14 protein-coding genes are annotated in these 16,246 nt (G+C 58.3%); 4 read left to right on the top strand and 10 right to left on the bottom strand.

Annotation, left to right across the window (positions count from 1 at the left end; genetic code table 11):
- Positions 1-114: 114 nt before the first annotated feature.
- The 9 genes from bamA to rpsB form a co-directional block, all read right to left on the bottom strand.
- Positions 115-2,541 carry an outer membrane protein assembly factor BamA gene (gene bamA, locus ACJ8J4_RS20705; RefSeq protein ID WP_033639522.1) on the bottom strand — a complete coding sequence of 809 codons (2,427 nt, stop codon included), beginning with the start codon at positions 2,539-2,541 and terminating at the stop codon, positions 115-117.
- A gap of 35 nt (positions 2,542-2,576) precedes the next feature.
- Positions 2,577-3,932 carry a sigma E protease regulator RseP gene (gene rseP, locus ACJ8J4_RS20700; RefSeq protein WP_025304033.1) on the bottom strand — a complete coding sequence of 452 codons (1,356 nt, stop codon included), beginning with the start codon at positions 3,930-3,932 and terminating at the stop codon, positions 2,577-2,579.
- A 27-nt stretch (positions 3,933-3,959) separates the two neighbouring features.
- On the bottom strand, positions 3,960-4,802 hold the full coding sequence (cdsA, locus tag ACJ8J4_RS20695) for a phosphatidate cytidylyltransferase (RefSeq protein ID WP_043139905.1): 843 nt from the start codon (positions 4,800-4,802) through the stop codon (positions 3,960-3,962).
- Between the two features lie 9 nt (positions 4,803-4,811).
- Entirely contained in the window at positions 4,812-5,570 is a 759-nt protein-coding gene (ispU, locus tag ACJ8J4_RS20690) for a (2E,6E)-farnesyl-diphosphate-specific ditrans,polycis-undecaprenyl-diphosphate synthase (protein WP_025304035.1), read from the bottom strand.
- A gap of 277 nt (positions 5,571-5,847) precedes the next feature.
- Positions 5,848-7,044, bottom strand: a complete 1,197-nt coding sequence (gene ispC, locus ACJ8J4_RS20685; protein ID WP_049206171.1) for a 1-deoxy-D-xylulose-5-phosphate reductoisomerase — start codon at positions 7,042-7,044, stop codon at positions 5,848-5,850.
- Positions 7,045-7,201: 157 nt separating this feature from the next.
- Positions 7,202-7,759: a ribosome recycling factor gene (gene frr, locus ACJ8J4_RS20680; protein ID WP_004931943.1), complete on the bottom strand. Its 558-nt coding sequence runs from the start codon at positions 7,757-7,759 to the stop codon at positions 7,202-7,204.
- A gap of 119 nt (positions 7,760-7,878) precedes the next feature.
- Positions 7,879-8,604, bottom strand: a complete 726-nt coding sequence (gene pyrH / locus ACJ8J4_RS20675; RefSeq protein WP_004931940.1) for a UMP kinase — start codon at positions 8,602-8,604, stop codon at positions 7,879-7,881.
- Positions 8,605-8,752: 148 nt separating this feature from the next.
- On the bottom strand, positions 8,753-9,604 hold the full coding sequence (gene tsf, locus ACJ8J4_RS20670; RefSeq protein WP_025304037.1) for a translation elongation factor Ts: 852 nt from the start codon (positions 9,602-9,604) through the stop codon (positions 8,753-8,755).
- A gap of 129 nt (positions 9,605-9,733) precedes the next feature.
- Positions 9,734-10,459 carry a 30S ribosomal protein S2 gene (gene rpsB / locus ACJ8J4_RS20665; protein WP_016929891.1) on the bottom strand — a complete coding sequence of 242 codons (726 nt, stop codon included), beginning with the start codon at positions 10,457-10,459 and terminating at the stop codon, positions 9,734-9,736.
- A gap of 345 nt (positions 10,460-10,804) precedes the next feature.
- On the opposite strand from rpsB, the gene map reads away from it, so the two are divergent.
- The 4 genes from map to ACJ8J4_RS20645 all read left to right on the top strand — a co-directional run bounded on the left by map (position 10,805) and on the right by ACJ8J4_RS20645 (position 15,722).
- Positions 10,805-11,599, top strand: a complete 795-nt coding sequence (map, locus tag ACJ8J4_RS20660) for a type I methionyl aminopeptidase (RefSeq protein WP_004931936.1) — start codon at positions 10,805-10,807, stop codon at positions 11,597-11,599.
- A 73-nt stretch (positions 11,600-11,672) separates the two neighbouring features.
- Positions 11,673-14,336: a bifunctional uridylyltransferase/uridylyl-removing protein GlnD gene (gene glnD / locus ACJ8J4_RS20655; protein WP_043139899.1), complete on the top strand. Its 2,664-nt coding sequence runs from the start codon at positions 11,673-11,675 to the stop codon at positions 14,334-14,336.
- Between the two features lie 42 nt (positions 14,337-14,378).
- Positions 14,379-15,203 carry a 2,3,4,5-tetrahydropyridine-2,6-dicarboxylate N-succinyltransferase gene (gene dapD / locus ACJ8J4_RS20650; RefSeq protein WP_025304039.1) on the top strand — a complete coding sequence of 275 codons (825 nt, stop codon included), beginning with the start codon at positions 14,379-14,381 and terminating at the stop codon, positions 15,201-15,203.
- A gap of 129 nt (positions 15,204-15,332) precedes the next feature.
- A complete protein-coding gene (locus ACJ8J4_RS20645) occupies positions 15,333-15,722 on the top strand; it encodes a DUF3461 family protein (RefSeq protein WP_004931929.1) in 390 nt (129 codons plus the stop codon).
- Between the two features lie 57 nt (positions 15,723-15,779).
- On the opposite strand, the gene ACJ8J4_RS20640 is transcribed toward ACJ8J4_RS20645, so the two are convergent.
- Complete coding sequence (locus ACJ8J4_RS20640) at positions 15,780-16,232, bottom strand: flavodoxin (protein WP_033644870.1); 453 nt, start codon at positions 16,230-16,232, stop codon at positions 15,780-15,782.
- Positions 16,233-16,246 lie beyond the last annotated feature (14 nt).

Raw genomic sequence — 16,246 nt, 5'->3', positions numbered from 1 at the left:
AAGTACACAATTTGCCAGACTTGTCCCACCAAACAATGAGAATCATCTCCCTCTGCCGGCGGGCGCCTGGCCATTGCGATTCTTAATAACTGTTATGCCCAGAGGCGAGACCCGTTACCAGGTCTTACCGATGTTAAACTGGAACTGTTCGGACTTGTCGCCTTCGTATTTCTTGATCGGGTTGGCGTAAGAGAACACCAACGGCCCCAGTGGCGACATCCACTGCAGCGCGATACCGGCGGAAGAACGAATATTACTGGCTTTGCTGTAGTCCGGCACGCCGTACATCAGCGTTTCGTTGGTATTCTTCCACTTGGTGTCCCACACGGTACCGGCATCGATGAACAGCGACGTCCGCACCGAGTTGGCGTATTTCTCGCTGATGAACGGCGTCGGGGTGATCAGCTCCAGGCTGGCGACCGCCATGGCGTTACCGCCTACCGCGTCATCCGAGCTACAGATGCTCTGACGATCGGTCGTGCTGCCGGCGTTGAACTGACACTGGTACGAGTTGGAGTTGTAGTACACCGCCTTCGGACCAATGGTGTTGGACTGGAAGCCGCGCACGGTGCTCGAACCACCGGCATAGAAGTTCTCATAGAACGGCATTTCCTTGCCGCCCAGCCCATCCGCGTAACCCAGACGGCCGCGACCCAACAGCACCCAGGTGCGGTCGTCGTTGATCGGCACGTACTGTACGCTGTCCAGCGTCACCTTGTAGTATTCGTTGTCCGAGCCCGGAATGGTGACCTTGCCGTTCAACGTGGTACGGTTACCCGAGGTCGGGAAGTAGCCGCGGTCCAGGTTGTTATAGGTCCAGCCCAGGTTCAGCGTAAAGTCGTCCGTCGAGTAGCTGGCGCGGTCGGTCTTGTTCGCATCCACGCCCATCGAGTCGAGGTAACGCCACATGGCGATCTGCGGCTGCATGTTCGACAGACCGTTGTGGACGTAGCCCAGGCCGGTGCGCAACGAGTTGTTTTCGTTGATCGGGAAGCCCAGCGTGCCGTCGATACCGTAACTCTTGTTGGTATAGTCCGACAGATCCGCGTCATCCGCCTTAAAGTCGTTGTAGAAGATGCGGCCGCCCAGGCTCACACCGTCAACGGTGAAGTACGGGTTGGTGACCGACAGTTCGGTATAAGTCTGGTAGTCGTTCTTGGTGCCGCTGATGCCGACCGAGTAGCCGGTACCCAACCAGTTATCCTGCTGCACGCCGGCCTGGAAGCTGACGCCGCTCTCGGTGCCGTAACCGACGCCGAAGTTAAAGGTACCGGTGTTGCGTTCTTTCACCTTATAGGTCACGTCGACCTGATCGGCGGTGCCCGGCACGCGCTGGGTTTCCACGTCAACCGTTTCGAAATAGCCCAGACGGTTCAGACGCTCTTTACCCTGCTCGACCTGCTCGTTGCCGAGCCAGGCGCCTTCCATCTGGCGCATTTCGCGACGCAGTACGGAATCCTTGCTGGTGTCGTTACCTTCGAACTTGATGCGACGCACGTAGAAGCGGTTGCCCGCGTCAACGTTGACGTGCAGCTTGACGGTTTTATCCGCGTCGTTGATCTCAGGCTGAGTGCCGACGCGCGGGTAGGCGTAACCATAACGGCCCAACATCGTTTTGATGTTGTCTTCCATTTTGGTCACCTTGCTGCCGTTGTACAGCTCGCCTGGCTCAATTTTGGTGATCTGAGCGACTTCCGCCGAGTGGCCGGCCAGGTTGCCGTTCACGACAACATCGGAAAGCTTGTACTGCTCGCCTTCGGTGATGTTGATGGTGATGTAGATGCCTTTTTTATCCGGCGTCAGGCTCACCTGGGTAGAATCGATGTTGAAGCGGGCATAGCCGCGATCCAGATAGAAGCTGCGCAGGGTTTCGAGATCGCCCGCCAGTTTCTGCTTCTGGTATTTGCGGTCGCCGACCAGGTTCCACCACGGCACTTCGTCACGCAGTTGGAAGCGTGAGATCAGTTCGTCGTTGGTGAAAGCATGGTTGCCGACGATGTTGATTTGTTGAATCTTGGCGGAGACCCCTTCCGTGAACACCAGTTTCAGGTCGACACGGTTGCGCGGCAACGGCGTGACTACGGCTTTCACCGAGGCGCTGTATTTACCGACGCTGTAGTAGAAGTCTTCCAGCCCTTTTTCAATGCTGGAGATCGTGGTGCGGTCGAGCGCCTCGCCCACCCGGACGCCGGAGGCTTCCAGGTTCTGCTTGAGCATGTCATCTTTCACCGACTTGTTGCCGGAGAAAGTGATGCTGGCGATGGTAGGACGTTCCTTCACCTGCACGATCAAGGTATTACCATCGCGCAGTACGCGCACGTCCTCGAAGTTGCCGGTGGCAAACAAGGCACGAATGGTATTACTGATGTCATCGTCAGTGACGGTATCGCCGACGCGAACCGGCATGTTGAGTAACGCCGCACCGACGGCAACTCGCTGCAGGCCTTCGAAATGAATGTCTTTCACTACGAACCCGTCTGCACCGTATACGGTGGCGCTGCCAAACAGCAGCGACGCTATGAGCAACTTTTTCATCGCCATCGTTGTTATGCGTTCTTCCTAACCTATCCCCGCCCCTAGAGGCGGGAAAAATCATTGAAAAGTGCAAGACCCATCAACAACACCAGCACGATCGAACCTATGCGGTAGCTGTAGTCCTGTACTCGCTCGGAAACCGGCCCACCCTTCAGCTTTTCTATCGCCAGGAAGAGGAGATGCCCACCATCTAACACCGGTAATGGGAACAGGTTGATGATCCCCAGGTTGACGCTAATCAACGCCAGGAACATCAGATAATACACGAATCCGACTCCGGCTGACGCCCCAGCTCCCTGTGCAATCGAGATCGGGCCACTCAGGTTGTTCAGCTTTACATCACCGGTTATTAATTTGCCCAGCATGTTGACCGTCAGCCGCATCAGCTGCCAGGTCTTGTCGCCGGCCTGATACAGCGCCGGGAACGGTCCATACTGGCGAATCGTCTTATACTCTTCCGGCAGCGGCAGCACCTTTGGAATGATGCCTGCAAACCCCACCGATTTGTCTTTTCCCACCGGCTTTGTATCCGGTATCAGCGTCAAAGACAAGGGGGCGCCGTTTCTTTCAATCTCCAAAGCCAGCGGTTGCCCCGGGCCATCGTGGATACGCTTCACCAGCGTCTGCCAACGACCCAACGGCTGACCATCGACTTTAACGATCCTGTCCCCCGCTTGTAAACCCGCCTTTTGCGCCGCCGAGTTAGGCTGCACTTCCGCCAACACGGATTCGATCTGCGGGCCGCGCGGCATAATGCCCAGCGCGACAACGGGATCCTGCTTGTCCGGTTCAAAGTTCCACTGGCGCAAATCCAGGGTTTTGGTCACCACCTGCGAAGAGCCGAACGGCGCGACGCCGACTTCGGTTTGCGCATCGCCAATCTTCGCCACCAGCGCCAGACGAACTGATTCCCAATCAGGCGTTTCGATGCCGTCAACCGACTTTAGTTCCATGCCAGACGAAATTTCGGCCTTGGCGGCGATGGATTGCGGCGCGATTTCGCCGATCACCGGGCGGAAACTCGGCACGCCGATGATGAACACCAGCCAATAGGCAAGGATAGCAAACAGGAAGTTGGCGATGGGGCCGGCGCTGATGATGGCCGCGCGCTGCCAGACGGTTTTGTTGTTAAAGGCCTGATGGCGCATTTCCGGCGCCACCGACTCCACGCGCTCGTCCAGCATCTTCACGTAACCGCCAAGCGGGATCAGAGCGATGACGTACTCGGTGCCCTGGCGATCGGTACGGCGCCACAGCGCCCGGCCGAAGCCGATGGAAAAGCGTTCAACGCGCACGCCGCAACGACGGGCAACCCAAAAGTGTCCGAACTCATGCACGGTAATCAAGATACCGAGCGCAATCAGAAACGCCACCAGGTTCCAAAGCACGCTGACCATCATCCCTCACTTTCCGTCATCGACGGATTAAAACACCAACAGCATCAGGCAGGCAAACACCGGCACCGCCGCGGTCAGGCTGTCGATACGATCCAGTATGCCGCCGTGACCGGGAATCAAATGCCCGCTGTCCTTGATGCCCGCTTCGCGTTTGAACATGCTTTCGGTCAAATCGCCCAGCACCGAAGCCAGCGCGGCTAGCACCGAACAGGCCAACAGCGTGGTCGGCACCACGTTCAGTGGCGCGTAGCGGCCGAACAGCCAGGAAATGACCGCCGACGTCAGCAGCCCGCCGATCAACCCTTCCCAGGTTTTACCCGGCGAGACCTTCGGCGCCAGTTTATGCTTGCCGAACAGCTTGCCGAACATGTAGGCGCCGGAATCCGCGCCCCACACCAGCAGCATCACGTACAGCAGCCACCAGGCGCCGGTAAACGGATTTTGCTCGTAGCCGAACTGGCGCAGCGCCAGCATGCCCCAAAAGAACGGCACGATGGTCAGCAAGCCGAACAGCAGGCGCAGCGGGCGCGAATTGCGCCAGATAGAGGCCGAGCCGGGATAGAACAACACCAGCAGCAACGCCGCCAGCCACCAGGCCAGCGACAGCCACAGCGAGCCGCTTATCTGCGGCACGGATTGATGGTAAGCGGGGACGCTGAGCATCATCAACGCCAGCAGAAAACCGCACAGTATCGCCAACCAGATGCGCTGCGAACGGGAGGTAAAACCGGCCAATTGGCCCCACTCCCAGGCTGCTAACATGCACACGACGAGCGTTACCAGAGCAAAGGCCAGCGGCGGCAACAGGAACAGCGCCGCGATAACGATCGGGATTAAAATCAGAGCAGTTATGAGGCGATACTTCAGCAAAAGTTCTCCCTAGGACGCATCGGCGCCGATAGGTGTTGTTCCCCCGAAGCGGCGCTCACGTTGTGCAAATGCATTCAGCGCACCTTCAAAGACAAGTTCATCGAAATCAGGCCAGAGCACATCAGTAAAGTAAAGTTCAGCATAGGCGATTTGCCACAGCAGGAAGTTACTGATGCGATGCTCGCCACCGGTGCGGATAACCAGATCCACCGGCGCCAGGTCGCTCATGCAAACCCGCTCGCTCAATAATTCCTCGCTGATCTGATCCGGGTGCAACTCCCCTACCCGTACCTGTTCGGCCAGTTCCCTTACTCCCTGAATGATATCCCAACGGCCACCGTAGTTGGCAGCGATATTGAGCGTCAGGCCATCGTTATTTTCCGTCAGTGCTTCAGAGCGGCGGATCCGCTCCTGCAAACGCGCGCTGAATCGGCTGATATCGCCGATCACCCGCAGCCTGACGTTATGTTTATGCAGGCTTTTTACTTCACTATCCAGAGCGCGGACAAAAAGCTCCATCAGGGCGGAGACTTCCTGCACCGGACGGTTCCAGTTTTCGCTGCTGAAGGCATAAAGCGTGAGTGCATCTAAATGGTGGCTGGCGGCAAAACTGACCGCGCGGCGAACCGATTTCACCCCTGCTTTATGACCGAAGACACGTAACTTGCCCTGACGTTTGGCCCAGCGTCCGTTACCGTCCATGATAATGGCGACATGGCGCGGCCCCTGGGAAGATGGATTAGCCTCTTGTTGGTTTGCGGACGACATAACTCGTACTTATTTCCTCAGTAGAAATATAACTGCCTTTCCGGAACATCAGGCCCTTACGCGCAAAAAAAGCCGTGTGCCCGACACGGCTTTCAGCCTGCCCTCGCGATACCCGGCACAGCCGGGCCGCCATTGGCGCACAGAGCGCCAATCGGGCCATAATTCAACGGTATAACCGCTGACAGGTGGCGCAGACTATACCACCTCAGCGGGGCATGAACAAACGGCCCCGCTGCGGCACGCGCGAATTACGAGCAAAATCGGATAATCGCCGTGATCAGCCGCACAACGCGCGAACGCGCTCCTCGGCAGCGGCGCGCGCCTGACGGTCAATGTCTAAGACCGCGTCGATGCAGGTCGGTTCCTGCAGCGCGAGACGTTCCACCACCTGGCGGTTGACCGCGGCAATGTCGGTAAAGCGGATCTGCTGCTGCAAAAATGCCGCCACGGCGATTTCGTTGGCCGCGTTCAGCGCGGTGGTCGCCGCCTGACCGGCCTCGAACGCCTCGATCGCCAAGTACAGGCAAGGATAACGTTCGCGTTCCGGTTCGGCGAAGGTCAGCGAACCGATGCGGCAGAAGTCCAGCGCTTCCACGCCGGAGTTCACGCGCTGCGGATACGCCATCGCGTGGGCGATCGGCGTGCGCATATCCGGCGTCCCCAACTGCGCCAGCACGCTGCCGTCGGCATAGCGCACCATCGAGTGAATCACCGACTGCGGGTGCAGGATCACTTCCATTTGCTCGGCCGAGGCGTTAAACAGCCAGCGGGCCTCAATGTATTCCAGACCTTTGTTCATCATGGTGGCGGAATCCACCGAGATCTTGCGGCCCATCGACCAGTTCGGGTGGGCGCAGGCTTGATCCGGCGTCATCGCGGCGAACTGTTCCAACGGCGTGGTGCGGAACGGGCCGCCGGAACCGGTAAGCACGATGCGCGAAACACCATGACTGTCCAGTGAAGAGTATCCCAACTGACGCTGAATGTTCTCAGGCAAACTCTGAAAAATTGCGTTGTGCTCGCTGTCGAGCGGCAGCAGTTGCGCCTGGCTTTGCCGCACCGCGTCCATAAACAGACGGCCGCAGGTGACCAGCGATTCTTTGTTGGCCAGCAGTACCTGTTTGCCGGCGCGGATCGCCGCCAGCGTCGGCAACAGCCCCGCAGCGCCGACGATGGCCGCCGTCACTTGATCGACGTCATCCAACGCTGCCAGCTCGCAGGCCGCTTGTTCTCCGGCCAAGACTTCGGTAACGACACCGTTTTCCGCCAGGACAGCGCGCAGCTCGCGCGCAGCGTTTTCATCCGCCATCGCGGCGAAGGCGGGCCGGAATTCCATGCATTGCTGCGCCATGACCGCGACGTTACGGCCGGCCACCAGCGCTTTGATCGCAAAACGGTCGGGATTCGCCCTGACCACGGCCAGGGTACTGGTCCCTACCGAGCCGGTCGAGCCAAGAATGGTCAGTTGCTTCATGAGTTCACTCTGAATAACTGTCTGATGAGATCGGAGGTGTTCCAGTGTGGAACCTTGGACACCGCTTGTCCATGATCTTTCAGTACGATGAAACGGGATCTGCGCCACAAAAAACAAAGCGCCGCCCAGGCGACGCTTTCTTTCTGCGCGATGCTGATTAGAAATCCATCAGCTCTTTTTCTTTCTCCGCCAGCGCGGCGTCGACCAGCTTGATGTAAGCGTCGGTCATTTTCTGAATCTCGTCTTGTGAGCGACGTTCTTCGTCTTCGCTGATCTCTTTGTCTTTCAGCAGCGCCTTGACCTTGTCGTTGGCGTCACGACGCACGTTACGCACCGCTACGCGACCCTGCTCGGCTTCGCCGCGCACGATCTTGATCAGATCCTTACGACGCTCTTCGGTCAGCGGAGGCAGCGGAACGCGAATGTCAGAACCGGCGGAAGACGGGTTGAGGCCCAGATCAGAGCTCATGATCGCTTTCTCAACGGCCTGGCTCAGGCTGCGGTCGAACACGTTGATTTTCAGCGTGCGGGAGTCTTCTACGGTTACGTTGGCCAGCTGACGCAGCGGCGTAGCGGCGCCGTAGTATTCCACCATGATGCCGTCCAGAATGCTTGGAGAAGCGCGGCCGGTGCGGATCTTGCTGATTTGGTTTTTGAATGCTTCTACGCTTTTTTCCATGCGTGAATCAGCATCTTTTCTGATTTCATTAGTCACGTTGCAAACCCTTGGAAGCTGGTTACTTGGCAGGCGATACTCAAGTATAGCCCGTAATCGTACTCGAAGAGCGCGCGGCGCCTGGCGTCACGCGCTCCGAAAAAGGGGGGCGAACAGCCTTATTTGCTGATCAGCGTACCTTCGTTCTCACCCATCACCACGCGGCGCAGTGCGCCAGGCTTGTTCATGTTGAACACGCGGATCGGCAGACCGTGATCGCGGGCCAGCGTAAACGCCGCCAGATCCATCACTTTCAGCTCGCGCTCCAGCACGTCCTGATAGGTTAATTGTTCATACAGCGTCGCATCCGGGTTTTTCACCGGATCGGCGGAGTATACGCCATCCACTTTGGTGGCTTTCAGCACCACGTCGGCTTCGATCTCGATACCGCGCAGGCAAGCGGCGGAATCGGTGGTGAAGAACGGGTTGCCGGTACCGGCGGAGAAGATCACCACGCGGTTGTTGCGCAGCAGGCTGATCGCCTCTGCCCAGCTGTAATTATCACACACGCCGTTCAGCGGGATCGCCGACATCAGGCGGGCGTTCACATAGGCACGGTGCAGTGCATCACGCATAGCCAGGCCGTTCATCACGGTAGCCAGCATTCCCATGTGGTCGCCCACTACGCGGTTCATGCCGGCTTGCGCCAGGCCCGCGCCGCGGAACAAGTTCCCGCCGCCAATAACTACACCGACCTGAATTCCCAGTTCGACCAGCTCTTTCACTTCCTGAGCCATGCGATCCAAAACGCTGGCGTCGATACCAAAACCTTCTGCACCTTGCAGGGCTTCGCCACTCAGTTTAAGCAGAATACGCTGATATACGGGTTTTGCATTGGTTGCCATGGTGTTCTGTCCTAAGAAGCAGTATTAGTATTGGGGATTTCAGCCGATGAAACGCGCCTGAGGTGAGTATCACGCTGCAGGGCCTGCCACCGGTGTAATTCTGGCTGGATAGTATGGAACCGCCAGACGGCGGTTCCATCGACAGTCATTAAGACTGTTTGCTCATCGCGGCAACTTCAGCAGCGAAGTCGGTTTCGACTTTCTCGATGCCTTCGCCCACTTCGAAGCGAATGAAGTTGGTCACGTCAGCGTTGTGCTCTTTCAGCACCTGAGCAACAGATTTGCTCGGATCCATAACGAAAGGCTGACCGGTCAGAGAAACTTCGCCGGTGAATTTCTTCATGCGGCCTTCAACCATTTTCTCTGCGATTTCTTTCGGCTTGCCTGACTGCATGGCGATGTCCAGCTGAACCTGGTACTCTTTTTCTACCACTTCAGCAGACACGTCTTCTGGCTTCACGAACTCTGGCTTGCTCGCCGCAATGTGCATTGCGATTTGCTTGACCAGCTCGTCGTCAGCGCCTTTAGCCGCAACCAGAACGCCGATACGCGCGCCGTGCAGGTAGCTGCCCAGCACGTCGCCTTCCAGGGAAGCAACGCGGCGAATGTTGATGTTTTCACCGATTTTTGCCACCAGCGCTACGCGCTCTTCTTCGAACTGTGCTTTCAGCACGTCAACGTCAGTGATTTTGCCGGCCATAGCGGCATCCAGCACTTTGTCGGCGAACGCCTGGAAACCGGCGTCTTTCGCGACGAAGTCAGTCTGGCAGTTAACTTCCAGAATGATGCCGTAGTTGCCTTCGATCTTGGTTTTGATCACGCCGTCAGCAGCTACGTTGCCTGCTTTTTTAGCGGCTTTGATCGCACCGGACTTACGCATGTTTTCGATTGCCAGTTCGATGTCGCCGTTGGATTCAACCAGCGCCTTCTTGCAATCCATCATGCCAGCGCCGGTACGCTCGCGCAGTTCTTTTACCAGGGCAGCGGTAATATCAGCCATTTATTTTTCCTCGGTTATCTCGCGTGGAGACAGTTCTCATTCAGATAAGCAAAGGGGGCCTTTACAGGCCCCCCTAACCAACATATGTCAATACCTGGTTAATAAGGGCTCAGTGACGAGCTTGCCTTATTATTCAGCTTCTACGAAGCCTTCTTCCGCCTGAACGGCCAGATCTTGAGAACGACCTTCACGCACAGCGGCAGCAACAGCAGTCAGGTACAGGTTTACTGCACGGATTGCGTCGTCGTTACCAGGGATGATGAAGTCAACGCCGTCTGGGTTGGAGTTGGTATCAACGATAGAGAATACCGGGATACCCAGGTTGTTGGCTTCTTTGATCGCGATGTGCTCGTGATCGGCATCGATAACGAACAGTGCGTCTGGCAGACCGCCCATATCCTTGATACCGCCCAGGGAGTTTTCCAGCTTGGCCAGTTCACGAGTGCGCATCAGCGCTTCTTTCTTGGTCAGCTTGTCCAGGGTGCCGTCTTGAGACTGGATTTCCAGATCTTTCAAACGCTTGATGGACTGACGAACGGTTTTCCAGTTAGTCAGCATGCCACCCAACCAGCGGTGGTTCACGAAGAACTGGTCACAGCTGTTCGCAGCGTCTTTTACCGCTTCGCTTGCTGCGCGTTTGGTACCAACGAACAGGATCTTGCCTTTACGGGAAGAGATCTTGCTCAGTTCAGCCAGAGCGGCGTTGAACATTGGTACGGTCTGCTCCAGGTTGATGATGTGAACCTTGTTACGAGCGCCGAAGATGAAAGGCTTCATTTTCGGGTTCCAGTAACGGGTCTGGTGACCAAAGTGAACACCAGCCTTGAGCATGTCGCGCATGGAAACAGTTGCCATGATTAAACCTCTATAGATTAATTGGGGTTATGCCTCCACGTATCCCATAACGCCGACCCTGGCGGCGACAAGTCACCTCAGGGCACCCCGGCGGATGTGCCGATACGTGTGTGTTATTTACACAAAATGAGTGCAGTTAAAGTATTTTCGGCCAATTCCTGCCAGGTCACAAGAACCAAGTCGCGGATCGCCGGCGCGCTTTATACCATAAACCCGCTGCCGACACCAACTTTTGTTGCTTTTCGCCGGGCGTCGGGAAATGAAATTTGGCAGCCTCCGGCCGGGCTGATACCATAAGTCACTGCTTCTTATTGTCGACGATAACGACACCTGCGGACAAATTTCATGGCAATCTCAATTAAAACACCTGATGACATCCAAAAAATGCGCGTGGCCGGCCGCCTGGCCGCCGAAGTGCTGGAGATCATCGAGCCGCACGTCAAACCTGGCGTGACCACCGGCGAGCTGGACCGTATCTGTCACGAGTACATCACCAACGAGCAGCAGGCCATTTCCGCCTGCCTCGGCTATCACGGCTTCCCGAAATCCGTGTGTATATCGGTGAACGAAGTGGTGTGCCACGGCATCCCGAGCGACGACAAAACGCTGAAAGACGGCGACATCGTCAATATCGACGTGACCGTGATTAAAGACGGTTTCCATGGCGACACCTCTAAGATGTTCATCGTCGGCAAACCGACCATTCTGGGCGAGCGCCTGTGCCGCGTCACTCAGGAAAGCCTGTATCTGGCGCTGAAGATGGTCAAACCGGGCATCCGTCTGCGCACCCTGGGCAAGGCTATTCAGCAATTCGTCGAAGCCGAGAAGTTCTCCGTGGTGCGCGAGTACTGCGGCCACGGCATCGGCGAAGTGTTCCACGAAGAGCCGCAGGTGCTGCACTATGACGCGGACGACGGTGGTGTAGTGCTGCAGGCGGGCATGGCTTTCACCATCGAACCGATGGTCAACGCCGGCGACTACCGCATCCGCACCATGAAAGACGGCTGGACGGTAAAAACCAAAGATCGCAGCTTGTCGGCGCAGTATGAGCATACTATTGTGGTCACTGATAACGGCTGCGAAATAATGACGTTGCGCAAGGATGACACCATCCCCAACATCATTACGCACGAGATGTAAGCACCGCGACGAACGCCGCGTGCAGAATATCACCAGGCCGGCTTATGCCGGCCTTTTTTATGGGCTGCGCACTATGTCTGACAATCTTCTTCAACAGGCGGCCCCGGCCGTGCCGATGCCACCCGTCTCTCCCAGCGCCTACGGCGACGACGACCTCACCTGCCTGGTGCTGAAACAGCGGCTGGAGCAGTTTCAGCTGTGGCTGGCGGCGGCGTTCGACGCCGGCTCCAGCGCCGAAAGCCTAGTGGCGGCGCGCAGCGACTTCATCGATCGCCTGCTGCGCCGGCTGTGGACCTTCTACGGCTTCGAAGATATCCCGGAAACCGCGCTGGTGGCGGTCGGCGGCTACGGCCGCGGCGAACTGCATCCGCTGTCGGACATCGACGTGCTGGTGCTCAGCCAGCGCCGGCTGACGGAACAGCAGTCGCAGCGAGTCGGCGAATTCATCACCCTGCTGTGGGATCTCAAGCTGGAGGTGGGCCACAGCGTGCGCACCCTGGAAGAGTGCCTGCTGGAAGGCCTGGCGGATCTGACCGTGGCCACCAACCTGATCGAATCGCGCATGATCTGCGGCGACGTCGCGCTGTTCCTGCAGATGCAAAAACACATCTTCAGCGACGGCTTTTGGCCTTCGCCGCAGTTTTTCCACGCCAAGATCAACGAGCAGCAGGAACGCCACCAGCGCTACCATGGCACCAGCTATAACCTGGAACCGGATATCAAAAGCAGCCCCGGCGGCCTGCGCGACATCCACACGCTGCTGTGGGTGGCGCGCCGCCACTTCGGCGCCACCTCGCTGGACGAAATGGTCGGCTTCGGTTTCCTCACCCAGGCCGAGCGCAACGAACTGAACGAATGTCAGAGCTTCCTGTGGCGCATCCGCTTTGCGCTGCATCTGGTGCTGCCGCGTTACGACAACCGTCTGCTGTTCGATCGTCAGCTCAACGTGGCGCAGCTGCTGCGCTATGAAGGTGAAGGCAACGAGCCGGTCGAGCGCATGATGAAAGACTTCTACCGCATGACGCGGCGCGTCAGCGAGCTGAACCACATGCTGCTGCAGCTGTTCGACGAGGCCATCCTGGCGCTGGACGCCACCGAAAAACCGCGTCCGCTGAACGACGATTTCCAGCTGCGCGGCGATCTGATCGATCTGCGTGACGAAACGCTGTTCATCCGCGAGCCGCAAGCCATCATGCGCATGTTCTACCTGATGGTGCGCAACCGCGAGATCAAAGGCATTTACTCAACCACCGTGCGCCAGCTGCGCCACGCGCGCCGTCACCTGAAACAGCCGCTGTGCACCATCCCGGAAGCGCGCGATCTGTTTATGGCCATCCTGCGCCACCCCGGCGCGGTGTCGCGCGCGCTGGTGCCGATGCACCGTCACAGTGTGCTGTGGGCTTATATGCCGCAGTGGGGCAAGATCGTCGGGCAGATGCAGTTCGATCTGTTCCACGCCTATACCGTCGACGAGCACACTATCCGGGTACTGCAGAAGCTGGAGAGCTTCGCCGATGCGCAAACCCGGCCGCGCCATCCGCTGTGCGTGGAGCTGTATCCACGCCTGCCGCACCCGGAACTGCTGCTGCTGGCGGCCTTGTTCCACGATATCGCCAAAGGGCGCGGCGGCGATCACTCGATCCTCGGCGCGGAGGACGTGGTCGAGTTCGCCGAGCTGCACGGTCTCAACTCGCGAGAAACCCAACTGGTGGCCTGGCTGGTGCGCTGCCACCTGCTGATGTCGGTCACCGCGCAGCGCCGCGATATCCAGGATCCGACGGTGATCCAGCAGTTCAGCAGCGAAGTGCAGAGCGAAACTCGCCTGCGCTACCTGGTATGCCTGACGGTGGCGGATATCTGCGCCACCAACGAAACCCTGTGGAACAGCTGGAAGCAGAGCCTGTTGCGCGAGCTGTATTTCGCCACCGAGAAACAGCTGCGCCGCGGCATGCAAAACAGCCCGGATCTGCGCGAACGCGTGCGCCACCATCGGCTGCAGGCGCTGGCGCTGCTGCGCATGGACAACATCGACGAAGAGGCGCTGCACCGCATCTGGAGCCGCTGCCGCGCCGACTATTTCCTGCGCCACTCGCCGAATCAGCTGGCCTGGCACGCCCGCCATCTGCTTGCCCACGATTCCACCCAGCCGCTGGTGCTGGTCAGCCGCCAGGCGACGCGCGGCGGCACCGAGATCTTCATCTGGAGCCCGGATCGTCCTTATCTGTTCGCCGCCGTCGCCGGGGAGATGGATCGCCGCAACCTGAGCGTGCACGACGCACAGATCTTCACTAACCGCGACGGTATGGCGATGGACACCTTTATCGTGCTGGAACCGGACGGCAGCCCGCTGGCGCAGGATCGCCACGCGGCGATCCGTCAGGCACTGCTACAGGCCATCACCCAACGAGAGTATCAGCCGCCGCGTGTGCGCCGCCCCTCTTCCAAGCTGCGCCACTTCAGCGTGCCGACCGAGGTCACCTTCCTGCCGACCCACACCGATCGCCGCAGCTACCTGGAGCTGACGGCGCTCGACCAACCCGGCCTGCTGGCGCGGGTGGGCGAAGTGTTCGCCGATCTGGGGCTGTCGCTGCACGGCGCGCGCATTTCCACCATCGGCGAGCGGGTCGAGGATTTGTTTATTCTGGCCGACGGCGAGCGGCGCGCGCTCGACCAAGAAACGCGCAGAAAGTTGGAGCAACGGTTGACAGAGGCCCTCACCCCGAACGATAAAATGTGATACAAGTAACTTTTTACCGACAACATCAGGAAAGAGAACAGCATGCAGCAATTACAGAACGTTATTGAAAGCGCCTTCGAACGCCGTGCGGACATCACCCCGGTGAACGTAGACACCGTAACGCGCGAAGCGGTAAACCAGGTGATCGGCCTGTTGGACAGCGGCGCCCTGCGCGTTGCCGAGAAGATCGACGGTCAATGGGTCACCCATCAGTGGCTGAAGAAAGCCGTGCTGCTCTCTTTCCGCATCAACGACAACAAGGTAATGGACGGCGCGGAAACCCGCTACTACGACAAGGTGCCGATGAAATTCGCCGACTACGACGAAGCGCGCTTCCAGAAGGAAGGTTTCCGCGTCGTGCCGCCGGCCACCGTGCGCCAGGGCGCGTTCATCGCTCGCAACACCGTGCTGATGCCGTCTTACGTTAACATCGGCGCCTACGTCGACGAAGGCACCATGGTCGACACCTGGGCCACCGTCGGTTCTTGCGCGCAGATCGGCAAGAACGTTCACCTGTCCGGCGGCGTCGGCATCGGCGGCGTGCTGGAGCCGCTGCAGGCCAACCCGACCATCATCGAAGACAACTGCTTCATCGGCGCACGCTCCGAAGTGGTGGAAGGCGTGATCGTGGAAGAAGGCTCGGTGATTTCGATGGGCGTCTACCTCGGCCAGAGCACCCGCATCTATGACCGCGAGACCGGCGAAATCCATTACGGCCGCGTGCCGGCGGGTTCGGTGGTGGTTTCCGGTAACCTGCCGTCGAAAGACGGTTCTTACAGCCTGTACTGCGCGGTGATCGTCAAGAAAGTCGACGCCAAAACGCGCGGTAAAGTCGGCATTAATGAGTTATTGCGTACTATCGACTAAATTGAAATAGCGGGTGATTCACCCGCTATTTTTTTGTCTGCGTTTCGCTGGCAGTCACAGTCGCAGATCTCGCTTTCCGCCATAATCGCAGTCGTGGAATATAACGATCACATCTAAAGAGGGCGCAGTATGTACGATAACTTGAAGAGTTTGGGCATCAATCAACCGGAAGACGTCGATCGCTATAGCCTGCGTCAAGAGGCCAACAACGACATCCTCAAGATCTATTTCCGCAAGGACAAGGGCGAGTTCTTCGCCAAGAGCGTGAAGTTCAAGTATCCGCGCCAGCGTAAAACCGTGGTGGCGGACAACGCCGGCCAGGGCTACAAGGAAATTCACGAGATCAACCCGAACCTGCGTTACGTGATCGACGAGCTGGATCAGCTGTGCCAGCGCGATCAGGTGGAAGTGGATCTGAAGCGTAAAATCCTCGACGACCTGCGCCATCTCGAGGGCGTGGTGTCGCACAAGATTGCCGAGATCGAAGCCGATCTGGAAAAACTCACCCGCGGCAAATAATGCGGATCGGTTGACCCGCATCATCGTTAAGGCGCCCTTTTACGGCGCCTTTTTACGTTATGACTGCAGCAGCGTGCCCCACTGCTCGACCCACGGGCAGGCGGCCACTTCCGGCTCCGGCTGTTCCATCGCATCGATTTCCAGCACTTCACCAACGCGGGTGGCGCCCTGCTCTTGCAGCAACGCATCAAACGTGCGCCCCGCGCCACAGAAGTGGTCATAGCTGCTGTCGCCGAGGGCAATCAGCCCGTAGCGCAGTTCCGGCTGATAGCCAACCTGATCGCGAATGGCGTGGAACAGCGGCGCGATGCTGTCCGGCAAATCGCCCTGCCCGGTAGTGGAGGTGATCACCAGCGCGTAATGCTGACGATAAAACTGCCAGGCCTCCAGCGTGCCCTCTTCGAACAGTTTGACCTCATGGCCCTGCTCGCTGAGGATGTTTTGCGCCTCTTCCGCCACCAGCAGCGAATTGCCGTAGACCGTTCCCACGAAGATACCAACCTGAGCCATGGCTCCTACTCCCT

The sequence above is a fragment of the Serratia sp. CY47280 genome, assembly GCF_052168655.1.
GTDB lineage: Bacteria > Pseudomonadota > Gammaproteobacteria > Enterobacterales > Enterobacteriaceae > Serratia > Serratia bockelmannii.
This window is presented reverse-complemented; position numbering and strand designations above follow the sequence as displayed.